Consider the following 18,258-nt stretch of genomic DNA (forward strand, 5'->3'; position numbering starts at 1 on the left):
CACTGCCGCCGGCCAGGTGCCGGCGGGAGGCGGGAAAGTCACGCCTGCCAGGCACGAGCTCGGTCAACAAGACGGTTCGGGGCAGGAAGAGAACGCTGCACACTTTTGTGCACGTTTTTGCTAGCAGCACCCAGCCTAAGGGGGAGGCGGTGAAATCGCGGTGAAATCCGCCGCCTTTTTCAGCGCGCGGGCGGCAGGACGATCTCGACCCGGTAGCACTCTGCGCCAGGCTGGAACGCGATCTCCCAGCCCATGCCGTGAGCCACCCGCCCCAGGAGGTTCTGGCCGTGCGCGAAACCCTGCACCCGGCCGGCGTGCGCCGCATCCAGGGTATTGACGATGAGCAGACGCCCGTCGTCGTAGTCGATGGCAAGCCGGGTCTGCGGCCCGCCATGGAACAGGGCATTGCCCACGCAGTTGGTGACGAGCAGCTGGGCGAGGTGCTGGTTGCCCAGGACCTGCAGCCGTTCCGGCAGCGTGAGCGTCAGGCGCTCGTCGTCCCAGGCATCGGCACCGGGAATGCGCAGCAGCGCCGCCTCGATGCAGGCGCGCAGGTCGAAGGTCTCCAGCCCCACGTGTTCGGCCCGCGCCAGCGCGAACAGCACGTCGATGGTGGCGCGCAGTTCGTCCACGCCGGCCTGCAGCTGCCCGAGCTCCTCGCGGCCCAGCGGCCGCGTGCTTGCGAGCGCCAGGGTGTTGTTCATGACGGTGAGGGGCGTGCGCAGCTCGTGCCCGACGTCGCGCGTGAAATCGTGCTCGCGGCGCAGCGCCGCCTGCAGCGCGCTGAAACTGGTCTCCAGGCGCTCCGCGAGGATGCCGATCTCGTCCGGCCGTCCGCGCGCGCTGAAGCCCGCCGTGCCGCCGGGACGCAGGGCCTGCGCCTCGTGCGCCAATATCTGCAGCGGCTGTACCAGGCGCCGCGCCAGCAGCCAGGCCAGCAGCAGGGCCAGCGCGATCAGCGCCGCGGCAAGGAAGATCAGCACCCCGCCCACGTCCTGCACCACCTTCGACACCACCAGCACGGGAGCGACGTCGGCCAGCAGGTAGATGCGCCTGGCGCCGCCGGCCCCGTCTGGCAAGTCGCGCACCATCAGGTGGTAATGCTGGCCGGTGCGCGTGAACACCTCGGCGCGCAGGTCGCCGGGCGCGGCGGCCGCGCGCACGACGGCCGGCAGCGTAGCGCGGCTGGTGTGGACGCTCACCAGGTCGCTGGCGGGACGGGGCAGACCGCCGTGGCGGGCGGCCTGCGCTTCGATGGCGGCCGCTTCGCGCTCCAGCAGACGCTCCACCAGCATGTCCTCGGTGACGTAGGCGATCACCACCGCCAGCCCGGTGTAGCACAGGCAGATCAGGACGGTGAAGCCCGCCAGGGCTGTGAACAGGCTGCGGCGGATCGACCTGGGCATGGTGCTAGGCCTCCAGGTCGAGCCGGTAGCCGAGCTGCAGGATGGTGGCGAGCAGCCTGCGCCCGGAGGCCCCTTCCAGCGTCTTGCGCAAGGTGTAGATGTGCGACTTGAGCGCATCGCTGTCGGGCGGATTCGCGCCCCACAGGTGCTGGACCAGGGCCGAGCGCGAGACCGGATGCGGATGCTCCCTGCACAGCAGCTGCAGGATGCTGAAGCCGGCCTGGGTCAGGACCAGGGGCCGGCCCTCGTAGAGCGCGCGCTTTTCCCGCGCCAGCAGGGTCAGCGGGCCGACCCGCATCTCCTGCTGCTGATGCAACGTCCCGCGGCGCGCCAGCGCTTCGCAGCGCAGGGCCACCTCGCGCAGGTCGAAGGGCTTGGCGAGGTAGTCGTCGGCGCCTTCGCGGAAGCCCTGCGCCTTGTCCTCGAAGGCGTCGCGTGCGGTCAGCATCAGGACCGGCACGTTGCTGGGGGCATGCGCCTTGATCTCGCGGCACACCTGCAGGCCATCCATGTCGGGCAGGTTGAGGTCGAGCAGCACCACGTCGTAGCGATGCTCGGTGGCCAGCCGCACGGCCAGGGTGCCGCTGCCGGCATGGTCAAGCTGCCAGCCCAGTCCCTCGAGGAAATCGACCAGCTGGCGGGCGATGGTCGGATGGTCTTCGACCACCAGCACGCTCAGCACCGGGCGGTTCATGCGCGCTGCCTTTCGCTGTTTTCTTCCTGATGGTGCGGGAAACGATCCATCCGCGACAGCACCGGGAACAGCAGCGCCCACAGGCCGGTGACGGCGAGGGTGGCGGCGCCTCCCAGCAGGATCGCGCGCACCAGGCCGAGCCAGCCGGCGGTGACGCCCGATTCGAATTCGCCCAGCTCGTTGGAGGCGCCGATGAACACCGAGTTGACCGCGCTGACGCGCCCGCGGATGTCGTCCGGGGTTTCGTACTGCACCAGGAGGTGGCGGATGTAGACGCTCACCATGTCGCCGGCGCCGAGGAGGAACAGGGCGCCCAGGGCCACCGGGAAGCTGCTGGTGAAGCCCATCACCAACGTGGACAGGCCGAACACGGCGACACCGCCGAACATCCACAGGCCGACGCGGCGCGTAATCGGGAAGAAGGCCAGCGCGATCGAGCACAGGGCCGCTCCCAGTCCCGGAGCGCTGCGCAGCCAGCCGAGGGCGGTGGGGCCGGCATGCAGCACGTCGTGGGCATAGGCGGGCAGCAGGGCGGTGGCGCCGCCGAACAGCACCGCGAACAGGTCGAGCGAGATCGCGCCCAGCACGATCGGGCGCGACCACACGAAGCGCAGGCCTTCCATCAGCGAATGCCAGCTCACCGGGCCCTGGCTGCGCGCCTGTCGGGTCGCGCGGGTGCGCGACATGCACAGCACCGCAATGCTCAAGAGGCTGGCCGAGATCACGTGCACGGTCATCGGGCCGAAGGCGTACAGCAGGCCGCCGATGACCGGGCCGGCGATTACGGCCACGTGGAAGGTCGAGGAGCTCAGGGCCACGGCCTGGCTGAAGTCCTGGTCGGGCACCAGGTTCTTCAGCACCGCCTGCGAGGCCGGCATCATGAAGGCGCGCGCGGAGCCGAACAGCACCAGGATCGCGAACACCGGCCAGACGATGGTGCTGCCGCTCGCCGTGAAGCTCACCAGGAGCAGGCTGCACAGCAGTTGCGTGGCCATGCACAGCAGGACGATGTTGCGGCGGTTGTGGCGGTCGGCCACGTGGCCGGCCCACAGGATCAGCACCAGGAAGGGCGCGAACTGCGCCAGGCCGATCAGGCCCAGGTCGAACAGGCTGCCGGTGATCTGGTAGACCTGCCAGCCGATGGCGACGCTCTGCATCTGCACCGCGAGGGTGCCGAGGAAGCGGCTGGAAAGGTAGAAGGCGAGGTTGCGGTTGCGCAGGACGGCCAGGCCGCTGGAAGGGGACAGCAGGGACATGAAGGGCTTTCGGGACAATGCTCGGGCTCGTTAACCCAGCATTGTGCCCGAATTGCGGCCCTGCCGTTGTAGGGTGGGCGGGTTCCCCGCCCACGCGGGGATAGTTTGCAGCCAGATCATCGCGTACGACGACGGAGCCCATAACAATCACCGCGTGGGCGGCAGAGCCACCCACCCTACGCCAGGTCCGCCTCGCTGGTGAAGGCGTCGGCGAAGAACTCGTCTTCCGGCAGTCCGCACTGCGCCACGTAGTCGCGCCGCGCCGATTCCACCATGATGGGGGCGCCGCAGGCGTAGACCTGTTGGCCGGAGAGGTCCGGGAGGTCCTGCATCACGGCTGCGTGCACGTAGCCGGTGCGGCCCTGCCAGGCGTCTTCCGGCAGCGCGTCCGAGATCACCGGGACGTACTGGAAGTCCGGCAGCGTGGTTTCCCATGCGCGGCACAGCTCGTCCATGTACAGGTCCTGGGGACGGCGGCCGCCCCAGTACAGGCGCACGGGGCGCGTCGACTTCAGGTGCATCAGGTGCTCGACCAGCGCCTTGACGGGTGCGAAGCCGGTGCCGGAAGCCAGCAGCACGATCGGCTTGTCGGATTCTTCGCGCAGGAAGAAGGTGCCGAGCGGGCCTTCGAAGCGCAGGATGTCGCGCTCCTTCATGGCGCCGAAGACGTGGTCGGTGAACAGGCCGCCCGGCAGGTGCCGGATGTGCAGCTCGAGCGGGCCGCTGAACGAGGGCGCGCAGGCGATGCTGTAGGCGCGGCGCTTGCCGTCCTTGAGCAGGAATTCGATGTACTGCCCGGCGCGGTAGGCCAGCGCTTCGTTGGCCGGCAGCTGCAGCGTGACGATGGCGACGTCCGGCGCGGCCCGCTTGACGCCCGCGATCCGGGTCGGCATCTTGCGTACCGGGTACTCCGAGCTGCCGCCGACTTCGCGCGCTTCGATGACCAGGTCCTGCTGCGGCACCGCGCAGCAGAACAGCGACATGCCCTGGGTCTTCTCGATGTCGCTCAGGGCGCGCTGCTGGTGCGGCTTGTGGGTCAGCTCACCATCGAGGACCTTGCCCTTGCAGGAGCCGCAGGAGCCGTTCTTGCAGCCGTAGGGCAGGCCGATGCCGGCGCGGATGGCGGCGGAGAGGACGGTTTCGTCGGCTTCGCAGGTGAACTGGTGGCCGCTGGGCTGGACGGTGATCTGGAAAGTCATGCAGGGTCTGGATGCCGATTGTGAATGGCCGGTATTCTACACCGGGGCCAGCGGGGCCGGGAAACGCCAGGACGGCGCTGTGCTAGAGTGACGGGCTTCCCAATCCGCACCCTCGCCATGACCCAGCCTTCCGCTTTCCTCCGTCCGCGCCTGCTCATCGTCGGCTGCGGCGACGTCGGCATGCGCCTGCTGCCCCTGCTTGGGGGGCGCTTCCGGGTATTCGCCCTGACCAGCCAGCGCGAGCGCTGCGCCGAACTGCGGGGCGCGGGCGCGGTGCCCATCGTCGCCGACCTGGACCAGCCCCAAACCCTGGGCCGCCTGCGCGGATTGGCCGACTGGGTCGTGCATTTGGCGCCACCCCAGCCCGAGGGCGCCTTGGACCGCCGCACCCGCCACCTGGTGGCGGCGCTGGGCAAGGCAGCGCGCCTGGTGTACGTGAGCACCAGCGGCGTCTATGGCGACTGCGGCGGCGAACTGGTGCGCGAGACGCGTCCGGTGGCGCCGCGCAATGCCCGTGCGCAGCGGCGCGTCGATGCCGAGCGGGTGCTGCGCGCCTGGGCGCTGGCGGGCGGCACGCAGCTAGCCATCCTGCGCGTGCCCGGCATCTATGCCGCCGGGCGGCTCCCGCTCAAGCGGCTGGAGCAGGGCACCCCGGCCCTGCGGCCGGAAGACGACGTGTACACCAACCACATCCATGCCGACGACCTGGCGCACATCGTCCTGCTTGCGCTGTTCCGCGCGCGCGGCGCGGGCCGGGTGGTGCACGCGGTGGACGACACGCGCATGAAGATGGGCGACTATTTCGACGCCGTGGCCGATGCCTTTGGCCTGGCGCGTCCGCCGCGCCTGCCGCGCGCCGAGCTGCAGGCGGTGGTCACGCCGACGCTGCTCTCCTTCATGTCCGAATCGCGCCGCCTGGACAATACGCGCCTGAAGCGCGAGCTGCGCGTGCGGCTGCGCCATCCGGACGTGCCGGCGGCGCTGGCGCAACTTGCCGCGGCTCCCGTACAATCGGGCACCCAAGGAGAACCAGCATGACCTATGAAGAATACCTCGACGAAGTGACCACCCTGATCGTCGAAAAATACGGGATCGCGGACGCCGCCGCGATCAAGATCGTCGTCGACGCGCAGGACAAGGAATTTTTCGTCGCCCACGACGACAAGCCCGAGATGCGCACCGTCGAACGTGCGCATGCCGACGCCAGAACCCTGTACCAGGCCAGCGGCCTGGCCAAGAAGGCCGCCCCCGGCAAGAAGAAGTAAATCCTTCCGCCGCCCTGCGCCCGGGGCGGCAATCTCCCTCTCCACCGATGCGTCCGGCCTGCCGGAGGCATGCGCACGCGCTTGCCACCCGAGGATGCCTTCCATAAGGCCAGTAGCTTGTGCAAATGGCTTTCCTAATGTGTATCATTTCGTCCCAGGCGAAAAATGCCATACAAACGATGCAATATCGGTCCTGTACGCAAAGAATTCGCGATAGATCACGCAAAGTGACAAATATTTAACAATCCTGAAAGAAACCATGCCCATCAGACGCCTTCCGCCCGGCGCGGAATACGACCCCAACCGGCTCCTCGACGCCATCATTGCCAGGCTCCGCCTGAAGAACGACGCCGCCCTGTCGCGCGTGCTCGAAGTAGCGCCGCCGGTGATCAGCAAGATCCGCCACAACACGCTGCCGATCGGCGCCACGCTGCTGCTGCGCATGCATGAAGAGAGCGAGTTAAGCATCCGCGAACTGCGCGAGTTGATGACCCGCCCGCAGGGAGTGGGGCAAGCGCTGGCGGCCTGAATGAAAAACGGCCGGCGGGACGCAAGCATCGTCCGGCCGGCCGTTCAGGGAAGGAGAATCAGGCGGCGTGCGCCAGCTCCTTGCCCGATGCGGCGCCATATCCTTTGGTATCAGGCTGGGCCTGCGACGGCTTGCCCGGCGCAGAGCAAAAGGCGTATGCGGTGCCTGCGGCTTCGCGCGGCTTGCCCGGGGCCGAACAGAATGCGTATGCGGCATTCACGGCGTCGAGCTGCTTGCCTGGCGCGGAGCAGAATGCATGCACGGCGTTGGCGGCTTCGCGCGGCTTGCCCGGGGCCGAACAGAATGCGTATGCGGCATTCACGGCGTCGAGCTGCTTGCCCGGCGCGGAGCAGAATGCATGCGCGGCGTTCGCGGCGTCGCGCGGCTTGCCGGGGGCGGAACAGAATGCGTATGCGGCATTCACGGCGTCGAGCTGCTTGCCCGGTGCGGAGCAGAATGCGTACCCGGCATTCGCGGCAACGAGTGGCTTGCCAGGCGCGGAGCAGAATGCGAACGCAGCGTTGGCTGCTGGACCGGCGCCGAATTCCGTTTCGTAGATCGCACGCATGCGATCGCCTGCGGCGGCCTGGTCACCGTCGTGCGCATCCGCACCGATGCCGACGTACGGATAGTGGTGCAGGAAGTAGCCGAACAAGGCTTCGCAGTCGCGAGCGTACTTCATCGTGTCGAGGATGTGGTAGTGCCAGAAAATGTCGACGTCGACGGTCGGCGATGCCTCCGCGTCCGGGTATTTCTTCATCAGGAACAGGAAGCGGCGGTATTCCGTTTCCACTGCATCAGCCCGCAGCGCGGACCAGCCTTCGCCGGATTCCACATGCATCAGTTTCATTTTGATCGGGGCAAGATCAAGTGCTTCAAATGCTGCGAATTCGTTGGTCGACATAGTTATCACCTTTTGTTGTAGATCTGTTTGTTAAGGCATTCTTCTTTTATCCCTAGTGTTGAAGCGGTACGTCAGCGAATCCTCCTCAAAGAACGTGACGCGGTTAATCGGAAGTCAGGAACTGCGTCTTGACCGGTGGCAGTGATAACAATTGTCCTGCGACCGGTCAGTCTTAATGTTGAGTTCTGTCAACCAAGTAACTGCTGTGCTGAAACGAGACAACATGGGCGCACATCCGCTCCATGCTCAGGCGATGGCCGGCAGCGCGGCACCGCTGTCGTGAGTTGGGGCAGCGGGTAGTTCGGATGGATGCCCGCCTACGGGAATGGTGACGACGATGGTGGTGCCGGTTTCCGGGCCGCTGCTGATCGAGAAGCTGCCGCCCAGGATGTTGACGCGCTCTTCGATGCCCACCAGCCCGAAGGATCCGTTGCGGTTGCGGCTGCCCGGCTGCATGCCGATGCCGTTGTCGCGAATCGTCATGGTCAGCATGTCGGCGTGCTGGTGCAGGTCGATCCGTACCTTGGTCGCGCGCGCGTGCCGCGCCACGTTGTTGAGCGACTCCTGCAGGATGCGGAAGAAGGCGGTGGCGCAACCGTCGTCGAGGTAGTGCTCGGTTTCGTCCTCGACCAGTTCGCACTCGATGCCGGTGCGGCGCGAGAAGTCCGCCACCTGCCAGTCCACCGCCGCGTTCAGGCCGAGGTCGAGCACGTTCGGCCGCAGGTCGTTGATGATCTGGCGCACGCTGCGGATGGTCAGGTCGATCTGGCGCACCGTGGCGCTGGCGCGTTCGTACAGGCGGCCATGGCGGTTGCGCGTGCGGTTGGCGAGGATCTCGGCCTCGATCTTCAAGGCCAGCAGGTTCTGCGCGAGCTCGTCGTGGATCTCGCGCGCGATGCGCTTGCGCTCGCCTTCCTTGATCTGCTCCGCATGCGCGGCCAGTTGGCGCAGCTTTTCGTTGGTGGCCTGCAGCTTGGCCTGGCTGGCGCGCAGCTCGCGCGTCATGTCCTCGGCCATGCGCAGGGCGCTGCGGCGCGACGAGGCCATGGTCTGGAACAGCGCATAGAGCAGGGCAGTGCTGAGCGTGCCGGCCAGCGCGGCCAGCCAGGGATAGAACAGGTCGAAGCGCGTGTACAGCGCTGATTTCTCGATACTGAACTCGGCGAGCCAATGGCGCTGGTTGAATGCGATCGGCAGGCTGGCGCGCAGCAGACCGGCTTCGTTGGAGACCAGCTGCTGCGGGACTTTCGTTGCCTGATTGCTGTCATACAGGACCCCGTTGCGCCCGTTCTCGCCCGGCTCCTGCGGGATATCGTCGAGGTCGGTGAGTACCAGGCGCACCCCGTCGAGCGGGAAGCCCTCGAGCACGCCGTCGACCATCCTGTTGACGCCGAAACCGATGCCGACGGAGCCGATGTAGGCGGCGCGGCGCTGGATGACCGTATCGATCGGCATGTCGCTGCGGTACACCGGCAAGCGCATCGCGAGCGCGTTCTGGATCGGACCGGGTCCTATCCTGACGCGGAAACCCGAGGCCGCGATGGTGTTGTTGTCGCGCGACTCTGCCGCCGTACGGCGGATGTAGCTGCGCGCTTCCAGATCCAGGCCGAGCTTGTCGAGCGTTTGCGGGGTGGCCGGTTCCATGTAGAGGAGGATGGTGTAGCTGTCGCGGCCGGGCAGGGCTTGCAGCTTCGTGGCGGGCTCGGGCATGCCGTACTGGCGCAGGCGGCGGCGCACGTCCGCGTCCACTGCCGGCAGTTCAGCCGGGCCGACGGCGCGTGCAAAATTGATGACCTCGATGCCCGGGAAGTTGCGGGGTGTGTCGAGCTGCTCGACGTAGTGGCGGAATTCGTCGGCCCCGACCATGGAACTGGCGCGAAACAGTCCGGCCGTGCCGCGCAGGACATCCGTATAGCTCTTGATGCGCGCCTCGATCGCGAACTGGGCGGTGCGCGCCATGCCGCGAAAGCGCGTATGGGCATCGGTTTCGATCGCCTTGGCGGTAGCCAGGTAGAGGGCAGCGCCGACCGCCACGGACAGCAATGCCCCGGTCAGCATCGCCGTCGGCATGACGACATGATGGTTGGAGGAGCTGCGGGGAGGCATGATCCGTAATCTCGCTTGCTAGGTGAATGCGTCGCGATAATGCGACATACATGCCTACACTAAGCATGTTTACGGAACGACGAACCTATCAGGATGAATAGGTATAGTGGATGTGCAACGATGTAGACAGGGTGGAAACGTTTTCGATCAAAAACAAGAAATTCGGGGAGCAATGCCGTCTAGCATTGCTCCCCTCAAATACCTGCAGAACGCAGAAATGATTGCCTTAACAGTAAGGCGTAAGAGGAATTACTTTCCCCAGCTGTCCTTCAGCGTCGTCACGCGGTTGAACACCGGCTTGCCCGGCTGCGAATCCACGCGGTCCGCCACAAAATAGCCGTGGCGCTCGAACTGGAAGCGCTGGTCGGCCACCGCATCCTTCATGCCCGGTTCCAGGTAGGCGGTCACCGTCTCAAGCGCGTTCGGGTTGAGCGCGGCCTTGAAGTCCTTGCCGCCGGCGTCCGGCTGCGGCTCCGTGAACAGGCGGTCGTACAAGCGTACTTCGGCCTCCAGCGCGGTGGCCGCGCTGACCCAGGTGATATTGCCCTTGACCTTGTAGTTGTCCGCGCCCGGCGTGCCCGACTTCGAATCCTCGAAGTACTTCACGTGCACGGCCGTGACCTTGCCGTTCTCGTCCTTGTCGAAACCGGTGCACTCGACCACGAAGCCGTACTTCAGGCGCACGCGCGAACCCGGCTGCTCGCCCACCGGCGGGGTGAAGCGGTGGTAGCCCTTGGTCGGGGTTTCCATGAAGTCTTCCTGCTCGATCCACAGCTCGCGCGTGAACGGGAAGCTGCGCACGCCCATCTCCGGATGGTGCGGGTGGACCGGCGACGAGCACTCGACCGATTCGCCTTCCGGGAAGTTGTCGACGATGAGTTTCAGAGGACGCAGCACGGCGATGGCGCGCGGCGCCTTCGGGTCGAGGTCGTCGCGCAGCGCACCTTCCAGCGTGCTCATGTCGATCCAGCCGTCGGCCTTGGAGACGCCGATGCGCTCGCAGAACAGCTGGATCGATTCCGGCGTGTAGCCGCGGCGGCGCAAACCGACGATGGTCGGCATGCGCGGGTCGTCCCAGCCGGTCACCACACCTTCGTCCACCAGCTGACGCAGCTTGCGTTTGGACGTGACCACATAGGTCAGGTTCAGGCGCGCCATCTCGTACTGGCGCGGCACCGGGCGCGGGAAGAAGCCGCCGTCGGCCAGGGTGTCCACCAGCCAGTCGTACATCGGGCGGTGGTCCTGGAACTCGAGCGTGCAGATCGAATGGGTGATGTTTTCCAGCGCGTCCGAAATCGGGTGCGTGAAGTCGTACATCGGGTAGATGCACCAGGCGTCGCCGGTACGGTGGTGGTGCGCATGGCGGATGCGGTACAGGGCCGGATCGCGGTTGGTCATGTTCGGCGAGGACATGGCGTCTTCCGACATCTTGGCGCGCAGGATGTGTTCGCCGTCCTTGTACTTGCCGGCCTTCATGTCGCGGAACAGTTGCAGCGATTCTTCCACCGGACGGTTGCGGAAGGGCGAATTGGTGCCCGGCGTGCTGAAGTTGCCGCGGTTCTTCGCCATCTCTTCGGGGCTCTGGCTGTCCACGTAGGCCTTGCCTTCGCGGATCAGGTATTCCGCCATCTCGTACAGCTTGTCGAAATAATCGCTGGCGTAATGCAGGTATTCGCCGTCGCCCTGTTCCCAGGTAAAGCCGAGCCATTTCACGGAATCCATGATGGTGTCGACGTATTCCTGGTCTTCCTTCTCCGGATTGGTGTCGTCGAAGCGCAGGTGGCAGCGGCCGTTGTAGTCGCGCGCCAGGCCGAAGTTCAGGCAGATCGACTTGGCATGGCCCACGTGCAGGTAGCCGTTCGGCTCCGGCGGGAAACGGGTGATCACGGGCGGCATGCCCTCACGCTTGTGCGTGCCTGCTGCCAAGTCGTTTTCGATAATGGCGCGCAGGAAATTGGACGAGGGGGGATTGCCCGCCGCCGTCGGGGTGTTCTTATCAATGCTCATGAAAAAGAGATGGGATAGGTTATTCCGGACATTTTACCGTAACGCAGCAGCCTCTCACTCCAGTATGTGGTGAAGCGCACGGTACGCCCCGTTTCGCAGCTACATACTTGGGGTAACTCCGTCCATTCGCAAGGTTCCACCATGAAAACCCTCGCCACCCATCCGGAACTGGTCCGTGCCTGGTTGCTGGCCCTGGCCGGCATGCCGCTGCCGCCGCTGCAAGGAGCGCCGCGCCCGCAGCCGGCGCCGCCGGTCCCGCCCCACCGCCACTGAGACCCGTTCTCGCCAACTTGTCGTTTTCTATAGGATAATCTCGTCCTTGCCGTTTTGCGGCTGCAGCTGTGCGGCTTTGCCTTAAGAGAGTTCCAATTGGAAAATTTATACGCGATCCTCGGTGTCGCCCCGAATGCCGGCGACGACGAGATCAAGAAGGTCTATCGCTCGCTGGCCATGCGCTACCACCCGGACCGCAACCAGGCACCGGGCGCCGAAGCGCGCTTCAAGGCCGTTACCAAGGCCTATGAGATCCTGTCGGATCCGGTCAAGCGTGCCGAATACAACCAGAGCGTCAACCACCGCATCGTGCTCGATGCCGAGGCCGAAGCCTTCGAGCTGTGGCGCTCGCTGTTCGCGCTGAACGGCGTGAACCTACAGCAATGAATCAACAGGACACACAATGAAAAACGTACATCCCGAATTCTCGTTCCAGTCGCGCGAACTGGACGGACAGATCGAGGGCACGCTGGGCGACCCGCCCAACAAGAAGAATTACGACATGATGGTCGGCGCCCTGGTCTCGGAATACGCGAGCGGATCGGGCCTGGACGACGTCAACCTGATGGCCTTCGCGCTCGTTGATTGCATCAGGTTCAAGGATCCGCGCGGCCTGCTGCGCGAGGCCGCCGACTACGAGGGCGACGACCCGGCGCGCGTGTTCGCGATGGCCGAGTGCGAAGGTGAACAGGGCCGCGCCATGTACGAAGCGATGACGGCCAATTATCCGGAGCTGGCGCGCCAGGCCATCATCACGGCCTTCCTGTACAAGAACCAGGGCCGCTGGGAAGACGAGGACCGCGACTTTGCCCGCCTTGGAGAAGGCGACGAAGGCGACGACGACGACATGGACGACACGGCTGCCACCGACGACTTCACCCAGCTGTTCGATGCGGACGGAGAGCGCGAATGAGCGACGAGAACAAAGCCAACCTGCCGGCGCTGACCAGGCAGGTCAGCGAACTGGTCCTGGCCGGCTCGCTCGAGCACGCCGAAGAGGCGTTCTCGCAGGCGGCCGACGAGCACGGCGACTATGCCGTGGTCGAAGTGCTGTCGACCCTGCCGCCCCAGGTCACCGCGCTGCACCTGTCCGGCTTCGACGGCGCCAAGACCTCGCTGGCCACCATGCTGGTGCCGCCCAAGGCCTGGGCCGAGAGCCTGGCCTACATCGCCGCGACCTGGCCGGACAACCTGATCGAGGACGATCCGGAACGCATCGCCGAGAACCTGTTCAACCACGTGCACGGCATCGTCTACGCGAACGACGACGAAGACCGCCGCCACGAGCTGCTGCAGGAAGCGTCCGCCACCGACCATGGCGCCACCGTGTTCGCCATCCTGTGGTCGCTGGCCCCGAAGGAAATCCTCGAGCTGGCCGGTGAAATCCTGTCGAAGGGCCGCTACGTCACTGCCCAGACCAGCGGTGACAGCGACATCGCGCCGCTGGCGGTCGACCTGGCCAAGGCCAGCGAGGACGGCTGGGAGCGTTCGCTGCTCGAGCTGTTCCCGGAATTCCGCCACAGCGCCGAGATGGCCGACGTCGAGCTGCCGGACGACCCGGACGAGGAATCGCCCTTCATGCAGCGCAGCACGCGTGAACTGCTGTACCGCCTGCGCAAGCAGGTGCCGTCGGTGCGCAGCATGCCGCGCCGCGGTACCCGCCGCAGCATGGGCACGGACATCTTCTCGTGAGCGGAGCGCCAGGAACGATGCTGCCTGCAATCGTCATCGAGAAGCCGCCGCGCCTGGTGCGCGCGATCAAGCTGCTGTCCACCGAGGCCACGCCGGACGAGGCCGCCTTGCTGGCGGAGGAACTGTCCGGCATCACCGCCATGGTGGCCGAGAAGTTCACCAACGACCGTACCGCCGAGGGCATCCAGCGCGCGCTGCTGCTCACCGTGGGCGGGGTCTCGCTCGGCCTCGAGCACCTGGTCGACAGCGACGACGACCTCGATGCGCTCGACATCCTGATCGAGGAGGGCGCCGAACTGGTGTTCCAGCAGGGCTTCCGCCTCGTCAAGGACTTGTCGGCGCTGCCCGAGGACAGCCTGGTCGGCGAGTACGACGTCGACCCGATCTATTCCCAGCGCCGCCTGAAGGAACTGTTCGTCGACCTGTGCACGGCCGACCCGGGCGAGAGCTGGACCGGCTACGAGCGCTACATCGGCCAGCTGAAGCAGCGCCAGGGCGTGCAGGCGATCGTGCGCGCGGCCCAGTGGATCCGCCGCCACCATTACGAAGGCCCGATCAACGACCCGGACCTGAACGCCGAAGGCGTGATCGCGCTGGCGATCATCTTCGCGGTCGAGGGCGGCGGGCGCATCACGGCGCGCACCGGGCAGAAGGAGTTCGAGCGCCTGGTGAAGTCGGTGCGCAAGAACGATCCGGACTTCGAAGCCGGCTGGGCCGCGCTGATGGCGCAGGTCCCGGCGCAGCACCAGCCCATCATCGCCGAGCGCATCGCCACCTACCGCGAGCACTGCACGGTGCTGCAGCACATCAAGACCAAGGCAACGATGAAGCAGCTCTTCACGGAGCTGGAAAACTACGCCGGGTCCGAACTCGATCCGGACCTGCCGTAACGGACTCGCTGTGGCAGAAGCGCGCAGTCCGATCGCGGCGGGAAGTCCCGCTTTCCGCCGCATCAACCGCGCCATGGCCTTCGGCGGCTTCTCCGTCTTCGCGCTGCTCTACTGCGTCCAGCCGCTGATGCCGCTGCTGGCGCAGGACTTTTCACTCACGCCCGCCCAATCGAGCCTGGCCTTGTCGGTTTCCACCGCCACGCTGGCGGTGGCGCTGCTGCTGTCGGGCAGCGTGGCCGAGCGCATCGGGCGCAAGCAGCTGATGGTGGCCTCGATGGTCGGCGGCGCGCTGCTCACCATCCTGTCGGCCTTCGCGCTGGACTACACCCAATTGGTCGGCGTGCGCATGCTGCTCGGCCTGGTGCTGGGCGGCCTGCCGGCGGTGGCGATGGCCTACCTCAGCGACGAGATCGAAGGGAACTCGCTCGGCCTGTCGATGGGCATGTACATCAGCGGCAGCGCCTTCGGGGGCATGAGCGGGCGGGTGCTGTCCTCGGTCATCAGCGACTTCGTCTCCTGGCGCATCGCGGTCGGGCTGCTGGGCGCGGCTGGCCTGTACGCGGCCTGGGAGTTCTCGCGCAGCCTGCCTCCGTCGCGCCATGGCGAAGTGAAGCGGGCGAGGGGACCGGGCTTTCTCGACGGCCTGCGCACCCACCTGGCGGACAAAGGCCTGCCCTGGCTGTTCGTGCTACCCTTCCTGCTGATGGGCTGTTTCGTCAGCCTGTACAACTACATCAGCTACCGATTGCTTGGGCCACCGTTCGGCCTGAGCCAGAGCGCGGTGGGCGCGGTGTCGCTGCTCTACCTGCTCGGCATGTTCAGCTCGATGTGGGCGGGCAAGCTGGCCGACCGGCTCGGACGGCGCAACGTGCTGTGGCTGTTCATGGGGGTGATGATCGCGGGCCTCCTGGTGACGCTGCACGATTCGGTGGTCGCCATCGTGCTCGGCACCGGCCTCGCGACCTTCGGCTTCTTCGCCTCGCATTCGGTGGCCAGCAGCTGGGTCGGGCGGCGCGCCCGGCCGCCGCAGGCGCTGGCCTCGGGCATCTACCTGTTCTGCTACTACGTGGGCTCGAGCGTGGTCGGCTGGTTCACCGGCTACGTGTGGGAACACTGGGGCTGGCCGGGCGTGGTCGCCGTGCTCGGCGGGCTGCTCGGCGTGGGGATGGCCATCGCGCTGCGCCTGCGGCGGCTGGCGCCGGTGGCGGCCGTCCGTTCGCTGTAATACGGGGCGGGCCTACGCGTAGCCGTGATAGTCAAAACGGCTGAGACGTTTTTCCAGCGGATCGTATTCGGCATCAAAATAGCACTTGCCGCCATCATTCACGTTGAAGAAGGTCTCCGACAACTGCCATGGGGGCGTGTCGTGGACATTGCAGGCGCCGGCCAGTCGGACAACACGCCTGCCGTCCCTGGCCTCGCCGCGAAACTGGATGGCGTAGGTCGCGATGCGGGCCTTGTTCCCAAACAGCTCGTTGGCGCTTAACCTGGCGTCGACCAGTGCCCGTATCTCCCGCACAGTTTCCAGCGGCACCTGCCAAGCACCGGCGCGCACCTCATACCAGTTCGGTAGCGGGCTGACAGGCGGAGCGTACGCCGCTGTGCCCGGAGGCATGCTGACGGCCCAGCTTGGCGGGGCGATCCGGATGTCCTGGGCATCAGGCGCGGCTTGTGCCGGACCAGCAAGCAGGAGAGCTGCGAACAGCAGTTGATGCGATGGGCTGGGCATGATCCGTCAAGGAGGTGGCGAGGATTGCATGACTCTACCGTATTTCACCTGGCGCCTTTGTACCAGCATTGGCGCGCGCACGGCAGAAACGCGTGCTTGATATCCCTGCTGGGAGGACTAAAGTGATTGATCCGAGCGGTTCTCCGCCTTACTTTCAGGAGGTCATCATGTTGCAAGCTGCCGAAATTCAACAACGCTTCAGCCAGATCCAGCAGACGATCAACCAGGCCGAAGAAGTCACCCGGAACGACCAGGGGGCGCCTAGCGAAATCCGCGACTGCATCCAGAAGATCGCCCACGAAATGCCGGAAGCCCAGCGTGTCATGCAATCGAACGACCAGATGCAGATGGTGCAATGCATCGACCGGCTGGAAGAGATGGGCGACGAAGCCAAGCGCATGTGCCGCAGCGCCCAGCCTTCGCCCCAGGTCGCCTCGGTGGTGACGCGGGTGCATGACGTCCTGTCGGACCTCAAGCACCAATTACATTAAACCACCCCTTTGCCGCGCAAGGCGGCAATCTCCGCCTCGCCGAGGCCCAGCATGTCGCCGAGCACCTCGTCGGTGTGCTGGCCCAGCAGGGGCGGGGCCTTGTCGCTGGTCGCGGGCGTGGCCGACATCCGGATCGGATTCCTCACCAGTTTCACTTTGCCCGCCGTCGGATGCGGCAGCTCGATGGCGACTTCACGCGCCTGCACCTGCTCGTTGGCGAACACCTCGCCAATGTCGTTGATCGGCCCGCAAGGCACGCCGACCGCTTCCAGCAGGGCGATCCATTCGTCGCGGCGCTTTTCCCTGACCATCTCGGCCAGGATCGGCACCAGAAGGTCGCGGTTCTGCACGCGCAGCGGATTGGTGGCGAAGCGCGGGTCGCTCCCCAGCTCGGGGCGGCCGCCCGCTTCGACGAACTTCTGGTACTGCCCGTCGTTGCCGGTGGCGACGATGATGTGGCCATCCAGGCAGGCGAAGGTCTGGTAGGGCACGATGTTGGCGTGCGCATTGCCCCAGCGCTTGGGCGGCTTGCCGCTGTTGAGGTAGTTGCTGCCCATGTTGGCCAGCATCGCCACCTGGGTGTCGAGCAGGGCCATGTCGATGTGCTGGCCGCAGCCAGTACGGTCGCGGTGGGTCAGGGCAGCCAGCACGGCCACCGTCGCGTACATGCCGGTCATCAGGTCGGTCAGGGCCACGCCGGCCTTTTGCGGGCCGCCGCCCGGCAGGTCGTCGCGTTCGCCGGTGACCGACATCAGGCCGCCCATGCCCTGAATCAGGAAATCGTAGCCGGCCCGATGGGCGTAGGGGCCGTCCTGGCCGAAACCGGTGATCGAGCAGTAGACCAGGTCGGGCTTGATGGCCTTCAGGGTGTCGTAGTCGAGGCCATAGCGCTTGAGGTGGCCGACCTTGAAATTCTCCAGTACCACGTCGCAATGCTTCACCAGCGCGTGCAGCAAGGCCTGGCCTTCGCTGCTGGCGATGTCCACCGTCACCGAGCGCTTGCCGCGGTTGGCCGCCAGGTAATAGGCCGCTTCGCTGGTGTCGTGTCCTTGCGCATCCTTGGCGTAGGGCGGGCCCCAGGCGCGGGTATCGTCGCCATTGCCGGGACGTTCGATCTTGATCACGTCGGCGCCGAGGTCGGCCAGGTTTTGCGAGCACCACGGGCCGGCGAGCACGCGCGACAGGTCGAGCACGCGGATGTGGCCGAGCGCCTTCGGCAGCGCGCTAGAAGGGGAAGCAGCTTGCGTCATTCTGTTCCTGCTGGGTTGTTCTTGCCAAGTTCCGGATTATAGCTGTCCGCGCGCGATGGTCTGGACCGAGCGCGTGTTCGGCCTGAAGGCCGCGTCGATGACCGCGAGCGCGCGCTGCGGCTGCGATTCTCCGCACATGAAGATGTCGGTGGCGGCAAAGCCATGCTCGGGCCAGGTGTGGATCGAGATGTGCGACTCGGCCAGCAGCAACACGCCGGTCACGCCCATGCCCGGTCCGAAGGCGTGGAAGTGGCTGTGCAGGATGCGCGCGCCGGCGGCCAGCGCGGCTTCGCGCAGCAGGGCGTCGATTGCCTGCGCATCCGTCAAGAGAATTGCATCGATGCCGGCCAGGTCGGCCAGCAGATGGATGCCGGCAGGGCGGTGCGGCGTGCTCACTTGTGGCCGCCGCCGGAATAGCCGCCGCTGCCGCTGCCATAGCTGTGGCTGCGCCAGCTGTTGCCGCCGCCGGTGCGGCTGCTCGATGCCATGCTGACCCAGCACACGATGGTGGTGACCAGGGTGACGACGATGGCGTAAAGGAGGAAGTTGCGGTTCATGCGATGGAGG

21 protein-coding genes are annotated in these 18,258 nt (G+C 66.1%); 10 read left to right on the forward strand and 11 right to left on the reverse strand.

Annotated features, from left to right (window positions below; translation table 11 throughout):
- Positions 1-179: 179 nt before the first annotated feature.
- The 4 genes from FG94_RS21275 to FG94_RS21290 form a co-directional block, all read right to left on the reverse strand.
- Positions 180-1,406 carry a HAMP domain-containing sensor histidine kinase gene (locus FG94_RS21275; protein ID WP_036215941.1) on the reverse strand — a complete coding sequence of 409 codons (1,227 nt, stop codon included), beginning with the start codon at positions 1,404-1,406 and terminating at the stop codon, positions 180-182.
- 4 nt (positions 1,407-1,410) lie between these two features.
- A complete protein-coding gene (locus FG94_RS21280) occupies positions 1,411-2,100 on the reverse strand; it encodes a response regulator transcription factor (RefSeq protein WP_036215942.1) in 690 nt (229 codons plus the stop codon).
- Positions 2,097-3,356 (reverse strand): MFS transporter, encoded by a 1,260-nt coding sequence (locus tag FG94_RS21285; RefSeq protein ID WP_036215945.1) that lies wholly within the window; start codon positions 3,354-3,356, stop codon positions 2,097-2,099. Before FG94_RS21285 ends, FG94_RS21280 begins: the two co-directional genes overlap by 4 nt.
- A 176-nt stretch (positions 3,357-3,532) precedes the next feature.
- Entirely contained in the window at positions 3,533-4,555 is a 1,023-nt protein-coding gene (locus tag FG94_RS21290) for a CDP-6-deoxy-delta-3,4-glucoseen reductase (protein WP_036215947.1), read from the reverse strand.
- Positions 4,556-4,672: 117 nt separating this feature from the next.
- On the opposite strand from FG94_RS21290, the gene FG94_RS21295 reads away from it, so the two are divergent.
- The 3 genes from FG94_RS21295 (at position 4,673) to FG94_RS21305 (ending at position 6,349) form a co-directional block, all read left to right on the forward strand.
- The gene (locus tag FG94_RS21295; protein WP_051997017.1) at positions 4,673-5,593 is read left to right on the forward strand and encodes an SDR family oxidoreductase; all 921 of its coding nucleotides are present in this window, start codon (positions 4,673-4,675) and stop codon (positions 5,591-5,593) included.
- Positions 5,590-5,820, forward strand: coding sequence for a hypothetical protein (locus FG94_RS21300; RefSeq protein ID WP_036215950.1), 231 nt, complete (start codon positions 5,590-5,592; stop codon positions 5,818-5,820). The genes FG94_RS21295 and FG94_RS21300 overlap by 4 nt, the downstream gene beginning before the upstream one ends.
- Before the next feature lie 259 nt (positions 5,821-6,079).
- On the forward strand, positions 6,080-6,349 hold the full coding sequence (locus FG94_RS21305; RefSeq protein ID WP_051996982.1) for a hypothetical protein: 270 nt from the start codon (positions 6,080-6,082) through the stop codon (positions 6,347-6,349).
- A 58-nt stretch (positions 6,350-6,407) separates the two neighbouring features.
- Here FG94_RS21305 and FG94_RS21310 read toward each other — a convergent pair whose 3' ends face one another.
- The 3 genes from FG94_RS21310 to FG94_RS21320 form a co-directional block, all read right to left on the reverse strand.
- A complete protein-coding gene (locus FG94_RS21310; RefSeq protein ID WP_036215952.1) occupies positions 6,408-7,253 on the reverse strand; it encodes a glycine-rich domain-containing protein-like in 846 nt (281 codons plus the stop codon).
- 246 nt (positions 7,254-7,499) lie between these two features.
- Complete coding sequence (locus FG94_RS21315) at positions 7,500-9,359, reverse strand: CHASE domain-containing protein (RefSeq protein WP_229446021.1); 1,860 nt, start codon at positions 9,357-9,359, stop codon at positions 7,500-7,502.
- Positions 9,360-9,608: 249 nt separating this feature from the next.
- Positions 9,609-11,366 carry a glutamine--tRNA ligase/YqeY domain fusion protein gene (locus FG94_RS21320; RefSeq protein WP_036215959.1) on the reverse strand — a complete coding sequence of 586 codons (1,758 nt, stop codon included), beginning with the start codon at positions 11,364-11,366 and terminating at the stop codon, positions 9,609-9,611.
- Positions 11,367-11,507: 141 nt separating this feature from the next.
- On the opposite strand from FG94_RS21320, the gene FG94_RS28500 reads away from it, so the two are divergent.
- The 6 genes from FG94_RS28500 to FG94_RS21345 all read left to right on the forward strand — a co-directional run bounded on the left by FG94_RS28500 (position 11,508) and on the right by FG94_RS21345 (position 15,446).
- Positions 11,508-11,639 carry a hypothetical protein gene (locus FG94_RS28500; protein WP_267872346.1) on the forward strand — a complete coding sequence of 44 codons (132 nt, stop codon included), beginning with the start codon at positions 11,508-11,510 and terminating at the stop codon, positions 11,637-11,639.
- Between the two features lie 96 nt (positions 11,640-11,735).
- Complete coding sequence (locus FG94_RS21325; protein WP_027866825.1) at positions 11,736-12,026, forward strand: DnaJ domain-containing protein; 291 nt, start codon at positions 11,736-11,738, stop codon at positions 12,024-12,026.
- Between the two features lie 16 nt (positions 12,027-12,042).
- Positions 12,043-12,552 carry a hypothetical protein gene (locus FG94_RS21330; RefSeq protein ID WP_036215962.1) on the forward strand — a complete coding sequence of 170 codons (510 nt, stop codon included), beginning with the start codon at positions 12,043-12,045 and terminating at the stop codon, positions 12,550-12,552.
- Complete coding sequence (locus tag FG94_RS21335) at positions 12,549-13,331, forward strand: hypothetical protein (protein ID WP_036215965.1); 783 nt, start codon at positions 12,549-12,551, stop codon at positions 13,329-13,331. The genes FG94_RS21330 and FG94_RS21335 overlap by 4 nt, the downstream gene beginning before the upstream one ends.
- Positions 13,332-13,348: 17 nt before the next feature.
- Positions 13,349-14,221, forward strand: coding sequence for a hypothetical protein (locus FG94_RS21340; protein ID WP_036215966.1), 873 nt, complete (start codon positions 13,349-13,351; stop codon positions 14,219-14,221).
- A gap of 10 nt (positions 14,222-14,231) precedes the next feature.
- Complete coding sequence (locus FG94_RS21345; protein ID WP_036215967.1) at positions 14,232-15,446, forward strand: MFS transporter; 1,215 nt, start codon at positions 14,232-14,234, stop codon at positions 15,444-15,446.
- 12 nt (positions 15,447-15,458) lie between these two features.
- Here FG94_RS21345 and FG94_RS21350 read toward each other — a convergent pair whose 3' ends face one another.
- Positions 15,459-15,950 (reverse strand): hypothetical protein, encoded by a 492-nt coding sequence (locus FG94_RS21350; RefSeq protein WP_036215968.1) that lies wholly within the window; start codon positions 15,948-15,950, stop codon positions 15,459-15,461.
- A 167-nt stretch (positions 15,951-16,117) separates the two neighbouring features.
- On the opposite strand from FG94_RS21350, the gene FG94_RS21355 reads away from it, so the two are divergent.
- Complete coding sequence (locus FG94_RS21355) at positions 16,118-16,441, forward strand: hypothetical protein (protein ID WP_027866819.1); 324 nt, start codon at positions 16,118-16,120, stop codon at positions 16,439-16,441.
- Here the strand turns inward: FG94_RS21355 and FG94_RS21360 are convergent.
- The 3 genes from FG94_RS21360 to FG94_RS27730 are packed head-to-tail and all read right to left on the reverse strand — an operon-like array spanning position 16,438 to position 18,248.
- Positions 16,438-17,691 (reverse strand): CaiB/BaiF CoA-transferase family protein, encoded by a 1,254-nt coding sequence (locus tag FG94_RS21360; RefSeq protein ID WP_051996983.1) that lies wholly within the window; start codon positions 17,689-17,691, stop codon positions 16,438-16,440. The two genes, FG94_RS21355 and FG94_RS21360, sit on opposite strands and share 4 nt — an antisense overlap.
- 36 nt (positions 17,692-17,727) lie before the next feature.
- Positions 17,728-18,087, reverse strand: coding sequence for an adenosylmethionine decarboxylase (speD, locus tag FG94_RS21365; protein WP_036215970.1), 360 nt, complete (start codon positions 18,085-18,087; stop codon positions 17,728-17,730).
- Positions 18,084-18,248: a hypothetical protein gene (locus FG94_RS27730; RefSeq protein ID WP_161783989.1), complete on the reverse strand. Its 165-nt coding sequence runs from the start codon at positions 18,246-18,248 to the stop codon at positions 18,084-18,086. The genes speD and FG94_RS27730 overlap by 4 nt, the downstream gene beginning before the upstream one ends.
- Between the last annotated feature and the right edge of the window lie 10 nt (positions 18,249-18,258).

Source organism: Massilia sp. LC238 (assembly GCF_000735635.1).
In the GTDB taxonomy this organism is placed as follows: Bacteria; Pseudomonadota; Gammaproteobacteria; order Burkholderiales; family Burkholderiaceae_D; genus Telluria; species Telluria varians.

Excerpts from the sequence above, each read along its gene's own strand:
- FG94_RS21315 (WP_229446021.1), bottom strand. The coding sequence starts at position 9,359 with ATGCCTCCCCGCAGCTCCTCCAACCATCATGTCGTCATGCCGACGGCG.
- FG94_RS21310 (WP_036215952.1), bottom strand. The coding sequence starts at position 7,253 with ATGTCGACCAACGAATTCGCAGCATTTGAAGCACTTGATCTTGCCCCG.
- FG94_RS28500 (WP_267872346.1), top strand. The coding sequence starts at position 11,508 with ATGAAAACCCTCGCCACCCATCCGGAACTGGTCCGTGCCTGGTTGCTG.
- FG94_RS21340 (WP_036215966.1), top strand. The coding sequence starts at position 13,349 with ATGCTGCCTGCAATCGTCATCGAGAAGCCGCCGCGCCTGGTGCGCGCG.
- FG94_RS21360 (WP_051996983.1), bottom strand. The coding sequence starts at position 17,691 with ATGACGCAAGCTGCTTCCCCTTCTAGCGCGCTGCCGAAGGCGCTCGGC.
- FG94_RS27730 (WP_161783989.1), bottom strand. The coding sequence starts at position 18,248 with ATGAACCGCAACTTCCTCCTTTACGCCATCGTCGTCACCCTGGTCACC.
- FG94_RS21335 (WP_036215965.1), top strand. The coding sequence starts at position 12,549 with ATGAGCGACGAGAACAAAGCCAACCTGCCGGCGCTGACCAGGCAGGTC.
- FG94_RS21330 (WP_036215962.1), top strand. The coding sequence starts at position 12,043 with ATGAAAAACGTACATCCCGAATTCTCGTTCCAGTCGCGCGAACTGGAC.
- FG94_RS21305 (WP_051996982.1), top strand. The coding sequence starts at position 6,080 with ATGCCCATCAGACGCCTTCCGCCCGGCGCGGAATACGACCCCAACCGG.
- FG94_RS21320 (WP_036215959.1), bottom strand. The coding sequence starts at position 11,366 with ATGAGCATTGATAAGAACACCCCGACGGCGGCGGGCAATCCCCCCTCG.
- FG94_RS21275 (WP_036215941.1), bottom strand. The coding sequence starts at position 1,406 with ATGCCCAGGTCGATCCGCCGCAGCCTGTTCACAGCCCTGGCGGGCTTC.
- FG94_RS21295 (WP_051997017.1), top strand. The coding sequence starts at position 4,673 with ATGACCCAGCCTTCCGCTTTCCTCCGTCCGCGCCTGCTCATCGTCGGC.
- FG94_RS21300 (WP_036215950.1), top strand. The coding sequence starts at position 5,590 with ATGACCTATGAAGAATACCTCGACGAAGTGACCACCCTGATCGTCGAA.
- FG94_RS21290 (WP_036215947.1), bottom strand. The coding sequence starts at position 4,555 with ATGACTTTCCAGATCACCGTCCAGCCCAGCGGCCACCAGTTCACCTGC.
- FG94_RS21355 (WP_027866819.1), top strand. The coding sequence starts at position 16,118 with ATGTTGCAAGCTGCCGAAATTCAACAACGCTTCAGCCAGATCCAGCAG.
- FG94_RS21285 (WP_036215945.1), bottom strand. The coding sequence starts at position 3,356 with ATGTCCCTGCTGTCCCCTTCCAGCGGCCTGGCCGTCCTGCGCAACCGC.
- FG94_RS21350 (WP_036215968.1), bottom strand. The coding sequence starts at position 15,950 with ATGCCCAGCCCATCGCATCAACTGCTGTTCGCAGCTCTCCTGCTTGCT.
- FG94_RS21280 (WP_036215942.1), bottom strand. The coding sequence starts at position 2,100 with ATGAACCGCCCGGTGCTGAGCGTGCTGGTGGTCGAAGACCATCCGACC.